Consider the following 11,850-nt stretch of genomic DNA (forward strand, 5'->3'; position numbering starts at 1 on the left):
CCAAGCGCTGCCGTTGCGCGGCAACGCGCCGGCCGACCCGCTCACCAGCGGGGCATCCGGCACGATCCGTCTGAAACTCAGCAGCCAATCGCATACGAAACCCTTTTAAACCGCGTTCCGGTCGTCAAAACGAGGCGCTTTTCAACAGCCTGCTAGTGATTGTCGGATCTCGACAATCGGCTGTAGCCCTGGATTTAATAGAATTGGCCGCAGCAAGGGCACCTCCGCAGCATCAATCTGCCTAATAATCTCTACAAACGCGGGATGCGCGCTTCGGCTGACTCGCTTGTCCATCGCGGTCGCTAGCAACGACAGGTACATGGCCTTCAGATCCGGCTCTTCGTGCGTGAACGCCAAACCCTGCAGCGCGGGGCCGGCAACCGAGCTTTTGGGCTCAACCATCTCGTCGGTCGGAATCGACGCCGCCTTCGCCGCCATTTCGCTCTGAAAGCGTTCAGCAAAGTAAGCTCGAGCTTTCTCAATGCCGTAATTCAACGCGGCCAGCGGCAAGAGCGCATTGTTAATGGTCTTCGTCAGAGTAACTGCCGCTTGGCCGAGGTTCTTTCCTGCTTCCTTTACTTCCGGCGTATCGCCTGCCACTTTCATCAATGCGCCCACTGCTTCAATACCGCCTTTGGCGGTTGATACCGGGTCAACCATTCTTAGCCCCTTTGTTATCGAATCGACGAGATTTACGCCTAGTGAAGCAATATAGGAAGGAGGCATGTCGGTATACGACTAAGCCTTATATCGATTGTCGATGATCCACGCAAGGCTGTCGAGCGGCCGAAATTGGCCGAAGATTGCTGCCCGGGCCTCGACAGGGGGCGACCGAACAGTCATGGCCGCCGCAAAGGCACCGTTAGCGGCTGGCCCACCACCGCTCAGCCTCGTCGAGGTGAGCGCATAGCGTGTCCGCGACAGCCATCGGCGAACTGCCGTCGTCGAATCGAAACCAGTGGTCATTATTCGGCCCAAGCGCGCCGAGTCTATGGCGCTGGCGAGGATGTAGAACGTGTGCCGTGACCATACTGGCGGAGATGAATTTCCCCCAGTGGGTGGTGATACCCCCCACCCCGCATTGAGCCAGCTCCACGACGAAGCCCCCTCCGTGACGATCGAACTGCACCGTCAGCAGATCAACCCGACCATCTCGTTGTCGTCGAAAATGAGGCAAAGAACCTTTGAACCCTCGCTGGCGAAGCGCAGGAACAAAACGCGCTTTCAACGCGCTGTCCATCTCCTTACGACTCATCGGCTTGTCTCCTCAGGATGGGGCAGCTAGGTTGTCGCCTGTCCGCAACTTCAATTGTCAGCAATTCGGGCGGTGATGTCGACTGACCGCTCCTGGCCGAGGCCGTGTCAACACTCGAAGTTACCCGTTTTTCGGATGCCGCTTTACCCTTCCCGACGTGTCGCGAGGCCGATATATCGCATTCTGGCGGGGCGCCTTCACCATTGGCCGGCCCTGGCACCCGTTTTTACACAGCCTGGGCCGGACTGTGTCTTCGCGCGAGTCAGGCTTCGTGCGTCACACGGCGGTATGTTCGACTATCAACTCACGAACTGGACGAGCTCCGCGTTGTCAATGCATTCCATGCATTGTTGGCCAAACGGTTGCGCCAGAATGCCGCGTCTGAATTCCGCCATGAAGGATGGCCCATCTTTGCGCGCCTGCGCATGGGCTTTCCACAAGAATCCTTGAATTAGTCTGAACGGCTCCGATCTGTAGTACACGAACATTTCGAGCGGTACGTCGAGTCCTGGCACCCATCCCTCGATCACGAGAACATCCATCTTTACGCCGTTGCTCTGAGTGACGTTTCCCTCTCGTCCAGACGACCATCCCGAGCCGGAGCTAGCTTGATCTCGGGCTGACTGCGCGTTAGCAATTGCTTCGTGTTGCGTCGCTGCAGGATACGGAACCGGTGTGGGAGTTTCGTTATCCCAGTAGACGACGTACGGGACGGTAAGCTCGCCGGGCACGAGAAGGTGCTGCACATGAATCGCGTGGCTGAATGCATAACCCATGTAGAAAGCCAAGCGCTTTTCATCGATTGAGCTCCTCCGCCGTTTGCTGCCAAAAACGTCTCCGAGTCCGAACATACATCCGCCGCCTTTTTGGTCAATTGCCGAATTGTCGACGATTTCGGCACCGCGGTCGAACGTCCCTTCATGGCCGAACCGAGTCAGACGATCCGCCGCTGTCCGTTTGGCCCAGTCCAGCCTCATACACATGATCCGACATGGCGATCGGCGCGGTGCGCGCGCAGCGTGCCGATTGCCGCCCCGCGCTCGTGCGCTCAGCGTGTCTTCCGCAACCATCGGCTCGCAAGAGCCATTCATCCAATGCGATTCGATGATGATGGATATTCCGCAGCGAAAGCCTCCCGCCCCGAAGCATCCCCCACCTGACGTAACGTACCCTCGCCTCGAGCCCCCTTTCACCAGCACGCCCGTCACTCGACCACCAGATCGTCGACCACCGCACGCACGCCGCGCGCCGACCACGCAGCACCGCGCACGGCCTTGCGCTCGGAAAACGAGCCGACCTTGCCGGACAGCCGCACGGTGCCGTCGTGCACGTCGATCGTGATGTGCTTCGCCTCACGCTCCGCATGGCGCATGATCGCGCGCTTGATGTTGCCGCTGATGTCGTCCGCGCCGACCGCACCCAGCACCGCAATGTGGTCGGTCACGCCCGTCACGCTGCGCATCTGCGAGATCGCCCGCACGGCCAGATGGCTCTGGTACGCCGAGTCGACCGTGCCCGACAGCGTGATCCAGCCGCGCTCGACCTGCACCTTGAGCGCGTCGTCGTGCACCCCGACCGTCCAGTGCAGCACCGACCGCACCGCCTTCGCGATGTCCTCGTCGGTGCGCACGTCGTCGTCCAGCAGGTGCACGGTCATGTCGACGACGAGCGCCTTCACGCCGGCCACGCGATTCGCCGCGCGTTCGATCGCCAGCTTCTCCGCGTAGCTCGGCGGATGCCCCGAAAGCGTCACGACCCGGTCGACCACCTCGACGCCGATGCGCGTCGCATCGATCGCCGGGTCGGACTCCAACTCGTCCTCGACGTCCTGCTTCAACTGCTTGTCGGTTTTCATCGTTGCTCTCCTGTGAGCCGCGGCGCGCCTGTTCGCCGCACTCAGCCAGATTTGCACACGCGCGGCGGCGGCTCGCTGACGCAGGTCAACGGATGCGTCGCGCGGCGTCGTGCGCCGGGCCGGCGCGTCGGTTGACGGAGGTCAATGCGGTGCCGCCCCGCCGCCGTATCGTGAAATCGAAGATGCGCGCCGTTCCAGGCACGCGCACCCACGTCCGAAGGAGACTCGCATGACCGAACCGCAACGATTGGCCTACTCGCCGGCGCCCGCTGCACTGCCGGCCCCCGCGCACGGGGAATCGCCGGAGATCGTCGATCTGCCGAGCCCGATGCTCGACAACGACGTGCCGCTGATGGCGGCGCTCGCCACCCGGATGAGTTCCCGCGAATTCGCGGCCGCGCCGCTGCCGCCCGCGACGCTCGGCACGATGCTGTGGGCCGCGAACGGGATCAACCGTCCGGCGAGCGGCGGCCGCACGGCGCCGTCCGCGCACGCGTTCAATGAAATCGACGTGTACGTCGCGCTGCCGTACGGCGTCTATCGCTACGACGTGCCCGCGCACCGCCTCGTGCTGAAGCACGCGGTCGATGCGCGCAACCTGACCGGCTATCAGGACTTCGTCGGCCGAGCGCCGCTCGACCTCGTCTATGTCGTACGCACTTCCGCGATACTCGACATGCCGCCGCAGCAACGCGACGTGTTCGCGGCAGTCGCGGCCGGCGCCATCTCGCAGAATGTGTCGCTATATTGCGCGTCGGCCGGCCTCGGGACGGTCGTGCGCGGCTGGATCAACCACCGTGCGCTCGCCGACGCGCTGCGGCTGAACGAGGACGAGTTGCCGATCCTCGCGCAGACGGTCGGCTTCCACGTCGGCAACACTGCGACACACGGGTGACGCATGCGCCGGCCGCTGCAACGAAAATGAAACGAAACGGCGCACGGATCGCTCCGTGCGCCGCTTATCGTTTCTCGTTGCTCGCGACGGGCGATGCGCAGATGCGCTTGCCCGCCACGCGCTTGCGCTCAGCTGATCGTGAGCTTCTTCTGCCCGACCGGCGCCTTCTTCGGCAGCGTCAGCGACAGCACGCCATCCTGGTACGTCGCCGTCGCATTCGCGTCGTCGATGTCCGCGGCCAGCGAGAACGAACGGCTGATCGCGCCGCTATAGCGTTCGCGCCGGATCACGCGCTCGCCGTCCTTCTGTTCTTTGTTGCGTTCGACCTTCGCGTTGATCGAGACGGTATTGCCGGTCACCTGGACGTCGATGTCGTCCTTCGCCACGCCGGGCAACTCCGCCTTGACCGTGTACGCGCCGTCGTTCTCGGTGACGTCGATCTTCATCGACGCGAGGTCGGGCTGGTCGGCAAGCGTCATGCCGCGCAACGGCCTGAACAGCCCATGGAACAGGTCGGAAACGGGCTCGATCGAAAACGGATCGTAACGGGTCATATTGCTCATGGTTCGTAACTCCTGAGACGGTTGACGTGCGGCCGGCGCTTGCGTCCCGACAGGCGCGGCCGCGCTGAAGATCGAATGGCGCGACGACGCTGCCGCGCCAGGGACGAATGATCGTTCGAAACGCAACGTACCGGCCCGCCGCCGCGCGCGCTCGAAGCGCGCCGACGGCGGCGGCCGGCACTCATCTGCAGAACCTGAAATAGCCGCTGTGCAGCAGGATCGGCCGCCCGCCCATTTCCTCGAGCAGCGAGCGCGCGGCGCGCTCGATCGCAGGACGATGGCGCGCGAACGCGTCGACCAGATCCTGCTCGCGCGGCGAGGCCGCGCGAAAGTGATCTTCCAGCGCTTCCGCGGTGATCGCGCAGCGCACACGCCGGCCTTCGACGAGCGCCGGGAAGATCAGCGCGGGATCGAGGCCGGAATACGTCGGATGTTCGGATGGAAACGAGATCTGCATGATGGTGACCTGACCAGGTAGCGCGCAGTTCGTCGCGGCCGCTAGGCGGCCGTCTTGGCCGGCGCGGGATCGTCGCTGCGCAGCAGCAGGACCGGGCAACTCGAGCCGCGCAGGAAGCGCTCGGCGACGCTGCCGAGGAACAAGCGCCGGACCCCGCGTCGCCCGTGCGTGCCGATGACCGCGAGGTCGATCCCGTGCTCGGCGACATAGCGTTGCAGCCGCTCGGCGACGTCCTGCCCGAGTTCCGTCTCGATGAGCTCCGTGTCGCCGTTGACGGCCGCATGCGAAATCGCGCGTTCCGCGTCGTGCAGCACGGCCGTGCCGTCGCGGCGCACGTCGTCGAGCAGCGCGTCGGGGTCGATGCGCCCGCCATACGCGAGCAGGATCGACTTGTCGACGGCGAACACCGCGAACAGGCGCGCGCCGCACGACGCAGCGACCTTCAGCGCTTCGTCGAGCGCCCGTTTCGAAGACGGACTGCCGTCCACGGCGACCATGACGTTCTTGTACATACCGACCTCGCTGGGAGAACCGACGCGCCTGTGGCGTTCGGTGCAATTCCATCATCGGCGCTTGCCGCCGGCGGGCGTTGACCGAAGTCAACGGTTTGGAAGCGTGAAGCGATCGGCAGCAGCGCGGCGCGTTAGCCGGGCAGATTCCCGTCCGCGCGGAAGCCGCGCTCGATGTCGAGAATTTTCCGTGCGCATGCATCGTATTGCCATCCGGGGCCGCCGGCGCTGTCGTACATGCCTTTGCACATCGCCTTGAGCCGGATCACCGACGCGCCGTCGCCCGCTGCGGTGCGCGACGCCCACAGATAGACTTCGCCGGCCAGATGCGGCTGCGCCGTTTCGATCCGGTCGGCGCTCGCGCGCGTGATCCGCGTCGCCGAATGGGTTTCGATGTAGCGCCGCACGCGAGCCCACTCGCGGTCGCATTCGGATGCCGTCGAACATTGCACCGCGGCGGACTGACGCGCGGCCAGCAGTTGCGTCTCCGACTTCCTGAACGCGGTCGCCTGCTCCGTGTCCGCACACGCGGCCAACGCGAGCAGCATGCCGATCGCCAATACCCGTCGCTTCATCGCCAACGCCTCTCCATACCAGGAATTCCGCACACGATCGCGCGGCGTGCACGCGTACGGCCGCGGCCGTGACGCAACGCACATGCCGCCGGCGTGCACGCTCGCGCATCGCTGCGCGACTACTGGCACCGACTGTATTGCCGCCGCGCGGAATGCGGTTGACCTGCATCAAGCGTGCCTCTGCACGGCGGCGTTGACCCGTATCAAGCCGGATCGCGCGCCGATCGGCTGCAATAGCGAGGTCGCGTCGCCGGTCGCCCGATGTCGCTCGATCCGGCGACGTCCGGCCAACAGGCGCACGTTGCGGCTTGCGTGCGAATTCCACCCGCGGGGCGTCGACGAACACGCGCCTCGCCCGACCGATCCGTTCACCATGTCCCGAACGCGCCACGTATCGTTCTCGCTGGGCCGCGCCAACGCACGACGCAAGGCGATCCAGTTCGATCGCGCATTGCGCCGTCCGGCGACCTATCCGCACCCCGCAGGCCGCATCGAGCGGATCGAAACGCATCTGTCCGTCGTCTATCTGGCCGGACGCTACGCGTACAAACGCATCAAGCCGGTGCGCTTCGCGTTCGTCGATCTCGTGCAGCCCGCGCAGCGGCGCCGCTGCGCGCTCGCGGAATACACGCTCAATCGCGCGCTCGCCGGCCCGCTGTATCTCGGCGTCTGGCCGCTCGTCGCGCGCGGCCGACGCTGCGCATTCGGCGAGCCGGTGCAGATCGGCACGCGCCGGCAGCGTCAGCCGACGCCCGGCGAGTACCTCGTACGCATGCGCCGGTTCGACGCGCACGCGATGCTGTCGATTCGCAGCGCGGTGCACGACGCCGGCCTCGCGGATGCCGATGCGCTCGCCGCCACGCTGGCCGGCCATCATCTGCACGCGCCGCGCCGCGCCCCGCGCAGCCACTTCGGCAGCGCGGCGAGCGTGGCCGCGCAGTGCCGGCCGCTGCTCGATACGCTCGACGTCGCGCTGCCGCGCGAAGCCGCGCTGCACGCGTGGTACGAAGCGGAACTGACGCGCATCGCACCGCTGCTCGCCGAGCGGCACGCGCAGGGTTTCGTGCGCGCATGCCACGGCGATCTGCATCTCGACAACATCGTGCGCTGGCGCAACCGCATCCTGATGTTCGACTGCATCGAATTCGACGACACGCTGCGCTGGATCGACGTGGCGAGCGATCTCGCGTTCGCGCTGATGGACTTCTCCGCACACGGTCGGGACGATTGCGCGCACCGCTTGCTGTCCGGGTGGCTCGCGCGCACCGGCGACTACGCGGCGCTCGGCGTGGTGCCGTGCTATTTCGTCTATCGCGCGCTGGTGCGCGCCCTGACCGCGCGACTGCGGGGCGACGATGCAGCGCGCGACCGCTATCTGCGCATTGCAGCGGCGATGGCCGACACACGCCGCGACGCGCAACCGCTGCTGCTCCTGTGTCACGGCGTGTCGGGCTCTGGCAAATCGCTGGCCAGCCGCGCGCTGGCCGAGCGGCTCGGCGCAATCCGGCTGTCCAGCGACGTCGAGCGCAAGCGGCGCGCGGGCGTACCGGACGAAACGCGCCTGTCCGCCAGCGCCTATTCGGACGCGGCGATCGAGCGGATCTACGAACGGCTGCTGGCAGCGGCCGCGACCGTCATCGACAGCGGCTACACGACGATCGTCGATGCGACGTTCCTGCGCGAAGCCGACCGCGCGGCATTCGTGTCGCTCGCCGCACGGCGCGGCGTGCGCATCGCGATTCTGGATTTCACCGCGAGCCCGGCCACGCTCGCCGCACGCGTGGCCGCAAGGGCAGCACGCGGGAACGATTCTTCCGATGCCGACACCGCCGTGCTGGCGCGGCAGCTCGAGCATGCGGACGCGCTGACCGACGCGGAGACTGCGATCGCGATTCGCTTCGACACCGACTGCGATGCCGCGGCATACGAAAGCAGCGAGTTCTGGGCGCCGTTGTTCGAGGCGCTGCACGCGTAAAAGCGGGCTGCGCGCGCCGCCGCAAGGTTTACGCGTGGCTCACGTGCGGAACCGGTGCTCCTCGATCTGCTGCAGCTTGCCGACTTCCGCGACGCCGCCGAGCAATCCGGCGAGATGCTCGACGAGGTCGTCGAGCGTCACGATGCCGACGAGGCGGCCTGCGTCGTCGACGACCGGCAGCCGGCGGATGCCGGACCGGCGCATCTCCTCGAGCGCGACGCCGATCTCGTCGGTCTCCGCCACCACGACCAGACCGCGCGACATGATCTGCCCGGCCGTCACGTCGGCCGGATCGTCACCGCGCGCCATCACCTCGACCACCAGATCGCGGTCGGTCACCAGACCGATCGGGATGGCCTCGCCGTTGCGGTACTCGATCACGACGATATCGCCGACATGCCCGTGCCGCATCCGGTCGGCCAGTTCGAACGCGCTGCATTCGGCCGTGCACGACTCGACCGGCTGGGTACAGATTCTTCCGATGTGCATGATTACGCTCCCGTTGCCCGATGCATGGACGATCCCCGCGCCGCGACGACGCGTGCCCACGAATTCAGAGTAAGCGCGACACCCGCGGCCGGGTTGACTCACGTCAACGTGCGTCCGGCGTGCGGGTTTTGGCGGGGTTCGGGTGGCGATGCGGCAGCTGCGACGCCTCGCGCGACGGATGTGCGCGGCGTGTGTCGTCGGCCACGCACGCGCTCCGCCCGGTGCGGCCTAGATGCTGAGATAGCCCTGGAATAGCCACGGAGGGCCGCTTCGCTCGCCTGTCGCGCGGCCGCTGGCTGTCGGTGCGCAGATTCCCGAGAAGCCCGGTGAACCGTCCTGCCAGAACGTCGGCACGAACGAAAACTCGCCGTTGACGGTCATCACGAAGTCGGAGTTGAACGGCGACGGCGCGAAGATCGTCACCTCATGGAAGAACGATGCGGCGTCGTCTCGCGCCGTGCTGCGCGCGGCGAACAGCCCGCGTGCGTCGTAGCGCGCCGGCAGCGTATAGATATTGCCGTCGCGCTCGACCGTTTCGCCCGGCGTGTACACGAGTTCGACGCCCGGATAGGGCAACCGGTACGGCTCGCGACAGACCGGGCCGTCCGGCCCGAGCGCGAGCGGCGGATGCGCCCACATGGAAAGCGCCAGCGGGCTCGTGCGCTGCGCGAAGTATTCGGCAAGCCAGTTCATGATCATTCCTCCCGTAGGCGGTTATTGGAATCGGATGGCGCGGACGACGCGCCGTCGTCGAACGATGCAGTGAGGCTCGCGTGCATCGACGCTTCGGGCATCGGGAAGCGGCGTTCGAACGCGCTGCAACGACGTATCCGCACCTACTCATCCTTGCGTCTCTCTTCGTTGCTCTCGCTCTTTTCGCTGCGGATCGATGCGGCCGGCATTCATGATGCGCAGTTCCACCGTGACCTCATATGCGTATGCGGTTTCGGCCCGACATGTCGAGCGGGTGTCTGAACGAAGCCGTCGACGAACGCTCGGCGCGGGCCGCCGTCGGCTGCGTTGGCAGGAACCGCACATGTCGCCGCTACTGCGCGAGAACGCTGCGATCATTCTCGATCGCGCCGCGCGATGGGGTTTGACGGAGGTCAATGTACCGACCCGCATGCCGCGCGCGTGTTCGAACGCGCTGGAACGCGCGTGCCGATGCGTTACAACGTGAAGGCGTCGGACTTCTTCGTCTCGCACCACGTCATGGCAGTTGCGCAAGGTCTTCAGCGCCGCGCTCGGCCTTGAATATCGGTGACGTGTCGTACTTGCCGTTTGGCGTGGGACGCATCACACGGATGCGGCAGCGATAACGTCCCGCCCCGACGATGCTCGTCTCGATCGCCATCAAGCAATGCGCGTCGTGCAATTCAGCTGAAATCGTCACGGTCGTTCCGGCGTTCGTGCCGTCTGGCCGATGCCACAGCGGCGATGCTCACGTATCGATACCTGCGCCGCGATCAAAACGCCGCAGCCACCGCCGGATCAGCATGACCGTCCCCGCGACGACGACCAGAATCGTCGCGCACAGCAACAGCACATAGCCGACCAGATACCGGAATTCGGCGATGCGCTGCTGGAGTACCCACGTGCGGTACGACGCGACGTCGCTCGCGGCGTCCGGATACGACGCGCGATACACGAACAACGGCATGCACAAGTCATTTTCCGGAAGCGGTGTGGTCAGCAGCGAGCCGGCCGGGCGCACGCCCACGCGCGCACATTCCGACGCGTTCATGCCGGCGACGACACCTTCGCGTACAGGATGGTCGTAGATCGCACCGAGCCATGTGATGGCTGCCGACAGCAGCACGCAGAGACCGACGCAGCCGAGCCACCAGCGCAGCCGGGCGGGCGTAGCGGTATCGGCCTCCGTATCGGGATCGGGATCGCGCGTCATCGCATCGCGCACGCACGGTCGATGAGGCGCGCCGTTATCGAGCCGGCTGCTGCGCCGCACACCGCGCACCGTTCCCGCTCACCCACGCTGCTTCTCCTCGAAATACACCTGACGCGCAGCGACGAGACGCAATTCATCGAGCAGCGCCGCGGCCGCGCGCAGCATGTCGTCGAGCGACACGACACCGACCAGTTCCCCATCGGCGCCAACGACCGGCAAGCGACGCACGCCGTGCTGGCGCATCCGCTTCGCGAGCAACCAGATGTCGTCGTCGGCGTTCGCGAGCGCGACGGGCGCCGACATCACGTCGCCGACGAATAGCGCGCCGGGCGCCGCGTCGGCGCGTACCACGGTCAGCACGATGTCCCGATCGGTGACCATCCCGACCGGCACGCGCCGCCCGTCCTGTTCGCTCACGACGACGAGATCGCCCGCGTGGGCGTCGCGCATCATGGCGGCCGCCTCGACGACGGTAGCCTGCGTCGTACACGTGGCGACATCGCGGGTGCAAAGCATCGCGGCATTCATGTCGATTCTCCCGTCAGCAGTTCAGCGCAACACCGGTCGATGCCCGTCGCGACGCACGACGCCCTGCTTCGGCTCGCTGTCGCATTGGATGGCCACCGGCTCGTGTCCGCATCGGATACGAACAACGGTACATGCGGCGTCGCCGCCGCGGATTGATGCTAGTCAGCGCGACACGGCGGCGTCGGAACGCGAAATCGTCGGGCGATTCGGCACATTCGCGAGCAACGCGCGCACGATCCCTGCCGCCTCGTCGACGTGCATGGGAAGACGGCACCCGACATGCCGACGCGGATCGCGATCGACATGCGGGAACGTCGATCTTCGCTCCGGCGTGCCGATCGACCTTGACGCAGGTCATCCGGCGAGCTTCGGCGATCGAAGCAATCGAAGCGGTCAACGACGGATCCGACGCGACGACAGCCGAGCACTGCGGCGATGCAGCATGCCGATTCGGCTGAACGTCGCCGCGAAAAATCGGATGAATCGCTGCGTTGAGCGGCATCAAGACACGACCGCGTCGCGAGGCTCAGCATGCACCGGTCAACCTCGGGAGACCACGAATGAACTGGTACTGCGACGTCGAACGCGAGCTGTCCCATATCGAAGGTTCCATTCGTCTGCTCGAGCAGACACGCTCCTACTTCCCGAGCAGCGCATCCGTGAGCGATCCCGCGTACTGGCGCGCGAGACTGAACGCGGTCAGGGAGACCGTCGAGCGCAATAATGCGCTGCTGCGCCGCACCGACGAGATCTTCGCGCTGCTCGACCGCCTTTGAGCGCGACGCGCGAGTCGATCACGGCGTCGCCGTCCGGCGTTTGCGCACCGCGCGTGCGCGCACCGCG

16 protein-coding genes are annotated in these 11,850 nt (G+C 65.9%); 3 read left to right on the top strand and 13 right to left on the bottom strand.

Going from position 1 to position 11,850, the window contains the following annotated elements:
- Positions 1–141 precede the first annotated feature (141 nt).
- From AK36_RS28735 to AK36_RS28750, 4 genes are all read right to left on the bottom strand, one after another.
- A complete protein-coding gene (locus tag AK36_RS28735; RefSeq protein ID WP_059862385.1) occupies positions 142–660 on the bottom strand; it encodes an Abi-alpha family protein in 519 nt (172 codons plus the stop codon).
- Positions 661–862: 202 nt separating this feature from the next.
- Positions 863–1,255: a DUF4304 domain-containing protein gene (locus tag AK36_RS28740; protein WP_045579809.1), complete on the bottom strand. Its 393-nt coding sequence runs from the start codon at positions 1,253–1,255 to the stop codon at positions 863–865.
- A 299-nt stretch (positions 1,256–1,554) separates the two neighbouring features.
- On the bottom strand, positions 1,555–2,232 hold the full coding sequence (locus AK36_RS33550) for a hypothetical protein (protein WP_131754557.1): 678 nt from the start codon (positions 2,230–2,232) through the stop codon (positions 1,555–1,557).
- A gap of 227 nt (positions 2,233–2,459) precedes the next feature.
- Positions 2,460–3,110 (bottom strand): BON domain-containing protein, encoded by a 651-nt coding sequence (locus AK36_RS28750; protein WP_045579811.1) that lies wholly within the window; start codon positions 3,108–3,110, stop codon positions 2,460–2,462.
- Between the two features lie 229 nt (positions 3,111–3,339).
- Here AK36_RS28750 and AK36_RS28755 point away from each other — a divergent pair, with 229 nt between their 5' ends.
- Positions 3,340–4,005, top strand: a complete 666-nt coding sequence (locus AK36_RS28755) for a nitroreductase family protein (RefSeq protein ID WP_014726045.1) — start codon at positions 3,340–3,342, stop codon at positions 4,003–4,005.
- Positions 4,006–4,133: 128 nt separating this feature from the next.
- On the opposite strand, the gene AK36_RS28760 is transcribed toward AK36_RS28755, so the two are convergent.
- From AK36_RS28760 to AK36_RS28775, 4 genes are all read right to left on the bottom strand, one after another.
- Positions 4,134–4,568: an Hsp20/alpha crystallin family protein gene (locus tag AK36_RS28760; RefSeq protein ID WP_034193566.1), complete on the bottom strand. Its 435-nt coding sequence runs from the start codon at positions 4,566–4,568 to the stop codon at positions 4,134–4,136.
- Between the two features lie 181 nt (positions 4,569–4,749).
- A complete protein-coding gene (locus AK36_RS28765) occupies positions 4,750–5,025 on the bottom strand; it encodes a DUF1488 family protein (RefSeq protein WP_045579812.1) in 276 nt (91 codons plus the stop codon).
- A 41-nt stretch (positions 5,026–5,066) separates the two neighbouring features.
- Positions 5,067–5,537 carry a universal stress protein gene (locus AK36_RS28770; RefSeq protein ID WP_045579813.1) on the bottom strand — a complete coding sequence of 157 codons (471 nt, stop codon included), beginning with the start codon at positions 5,535–5,537 and terminating at the stop codon, positions 5,067–5,069.
- Between the two features lie 131 nt (positions 5,538–5,668).
- Entirely contained in the window at positions 5,669–6,109 is a 441-nt protein-coding gene (locus AK36_RS28775; RefSeq protein ID WP_034193567.1) for a hypothetical protein, read from the bottom strand.
- 373 nt (positions 6,110–6,482) lie between these two features.
- On the opposite strand from AK36_RS28775, the gene AK36_RS28780 reads away from it, so the two are divergent.
- Positions 6,483–8,084: a bifunctional aminoglycoside phosphotransferase/ATP-binding protein gene (locus AK36_RS28780; protein ID WP_045579988.1), complete on the top strand. Its 1,602-nt coding sequence runs from the start codon at positions 6,483–6,485 to the stop codon at positions 8,082–8,084.
- 39 nt (positions 8,085–8,123) lie between these two features.
- Here AK36_RS28780 and AK36_RS28785 read toward each other — a convergent pair whose 3' ends face one another.
- The 5 genes from AK36_RS28785 to AK36_RS28800 form a co-directional block, all read right to left on the bottom strand.
- Positions 8,124–8,573: a CBS domain-containing protein gene (locus AK36_RS28785; protein ID WP_011880413.1), complete on the bottom strand. Its 450-nt coding sequence runs from the start codon at positions 8,571–8,573 to the stop codon at positions 8,124–8,126.
- 228 nt (positions 8,574–8,801) lie between these two features.
- Positions 8,802–9,266 (bottom strand): hypothetical protein, encoded by a 465-nt coding sequence (locus AK36_RS28790; RefSeq protein WP_014726050.1) that lies wholly within the window; start codon positions 9,264–9,266, stop codon positions 8,802–8,804.
- Positions 9,267–9,783: 517 nt separating this feature from the next.
- The gene (locus AK36_RS33555) at positions 9,784–9,966 is read right to left on the bottom strand and encodes a hypothetical protein (RefSeq protein WP_131754558.1); all 183 of its coding nucleotides are present in this window, start codon (positions 9,964–9,966) and stop codon (positions 9,784–9,786) included.
- Positions 9,967–10,014: 48 nt separating this feature from the next.
- Positions 10,015–10,491, bottom strand: a complete 477-nt coding sequence (locus AK36_RS28795; protein ID WP_224023938.1) for a hypothetical protein — start codon at positions 10,489–10,491, stop codon at positions 10,015–10,017.
- Between the two features lie 66 nt (positions 10,492–10,557).
- A complete protein-coding gene (locus tag AK36_RS28800) occupies positions 10,558–11,007 on the bottom strand; it encodes a CBS domain-containing protein (RefSeq protein ID WP_014726054.1) in 450 nt (149 codons plus the stop codon).
- Positions 11,008–11,567: 560 nt separating this feature from the next.
- Between AK36_RS28800 and AK36_RS28805 the strand changes: the two genes are divergently transcribed.
- On the top strand, positions 11,568–11,783 hold the full coding sequence (locus tag AK36_RS28805) for a hypothetical protein (RefSeq protein WP_045579814.1): 216 nt from the start codon (positions 11,568–11,570) through the stop codon (positions 11,781–11,783).
- The last annotated feature ends 67 nt before the right edge of the window (positions 11,784–11,850 follow it).

Origin of the sequence: Burkholderia vietnamiensis LMG 10929 (genome assembly GCF_000959445.1) — a bacterium.
GTDB lineage: Bacteria > Pseudomonadota > Gammaproteobacteria > Burkholderiales > Burkholderiaceae > Burkholderia > Burkholderia vietnamiensis.

Excerpts from the sequence above, each read along its gene's own strand:
- AK36_RS28790 (WP_014726050.1), bottom strand. The coding sequence starts at position 9,266 with ATGAACTGGCTTGCCGAATACTTCGCGCAGCGCACGAGCCCGCTGGCG.
- AK36_RS28800 (WP_014726054.1), bottom strand. The coding sequence starts at position 11,007 with ATGAATGCCGCGATGCTTTGCACCCGCGATGTCGCCACGTGTACGACG.
- AK36_RS28735 (WP_059862385.1), bottom strand. The coding sequence starts at position 660 with ATGGTTGACCCGGTATCAACCGCCAAAGGCGGTATTGAAGCAGTGGGC.
- AK36_RS28775 (WP_034193567.1), bottom strand. The coding sequence starts at position 6,109 with ATGAAGCGACGGGTATTGGCGATCGGCATGCTGCTCGCGTTGGCCGCG.
- AK36_RS28780 (WP_045579988.1), top strand. The coding sequence starts at position 6,483 with ATGTCCCGAACGCGCCACGTATCGTTCTCGCTGGGCCGCGCCAACGCA.
- AK36_RS28740 (WP_045579809.1), bottom strand. The coding sequence starts at position 1,255 with ATGAGTCGTAAGGAGATGGACAGCGCGTTGAAAGCGCGTTTTGTTCCT.
- AK36_RS28760 (WP_034193566.1), bottom strand. The coding sequence starts at position 4,568 with ATGAGCAATATGACCCGTTACGATCCGTTTTCGATCGAGCCCGTTTCC.
- AK36_RS33550 (WP_131754557.1), bottom strand. The coding sequence starts at position 2,232 with ATGAGGCTGGACTGGGCCAAACGGACAGCGGCGGATCGTCTGACTCGG.
- AK36_RS28805 (WP_045579814.1), top strand. The coding sequence starts at position 11,568 with ATGAACTGGTACTGCGACGTCGAACGCGAGCTGTCCCATATCGAAGGT.
- AK36_RS28785 (WP_011880413.1), bottom strand. The coding sequence starts at position 8,573 with ATGCACATCGGAAGAATCTGTACCCAGCCGGTCGAGTCGTGCACGGCC.
- AK36_RS28770 (WP_045579813.1), bottom strand. The coding sequence starts at position 5,537 with ATGTACAAGAACGTCATGGTCGCCGTGGACGGCAGTCCGTCTTCGAAA.
- AK36_RS28750 (WP_045579811.1), bottom strand. The coding sequence starts at position 3,110 with ATGAAAACCGACAAGCAGTTGAAGCAGGACGTCGAGGACGAGTTGGAG.
- AK36_RS28755 (WP_014726045.1), top strand. The coding sequence starts at position 3,340 with ATGACCGAACCGCAACGATTGGCCTACTCGCCGGCGCCCGCTGCACTG.
- AK36_RS28765 (WP_045579812.1), bottom strand. The coding sequence starts at position 5,025 with ATGCAGATCTCGTTTCCATCCGAACATCCGACGTATTCCGGCCTCGAT.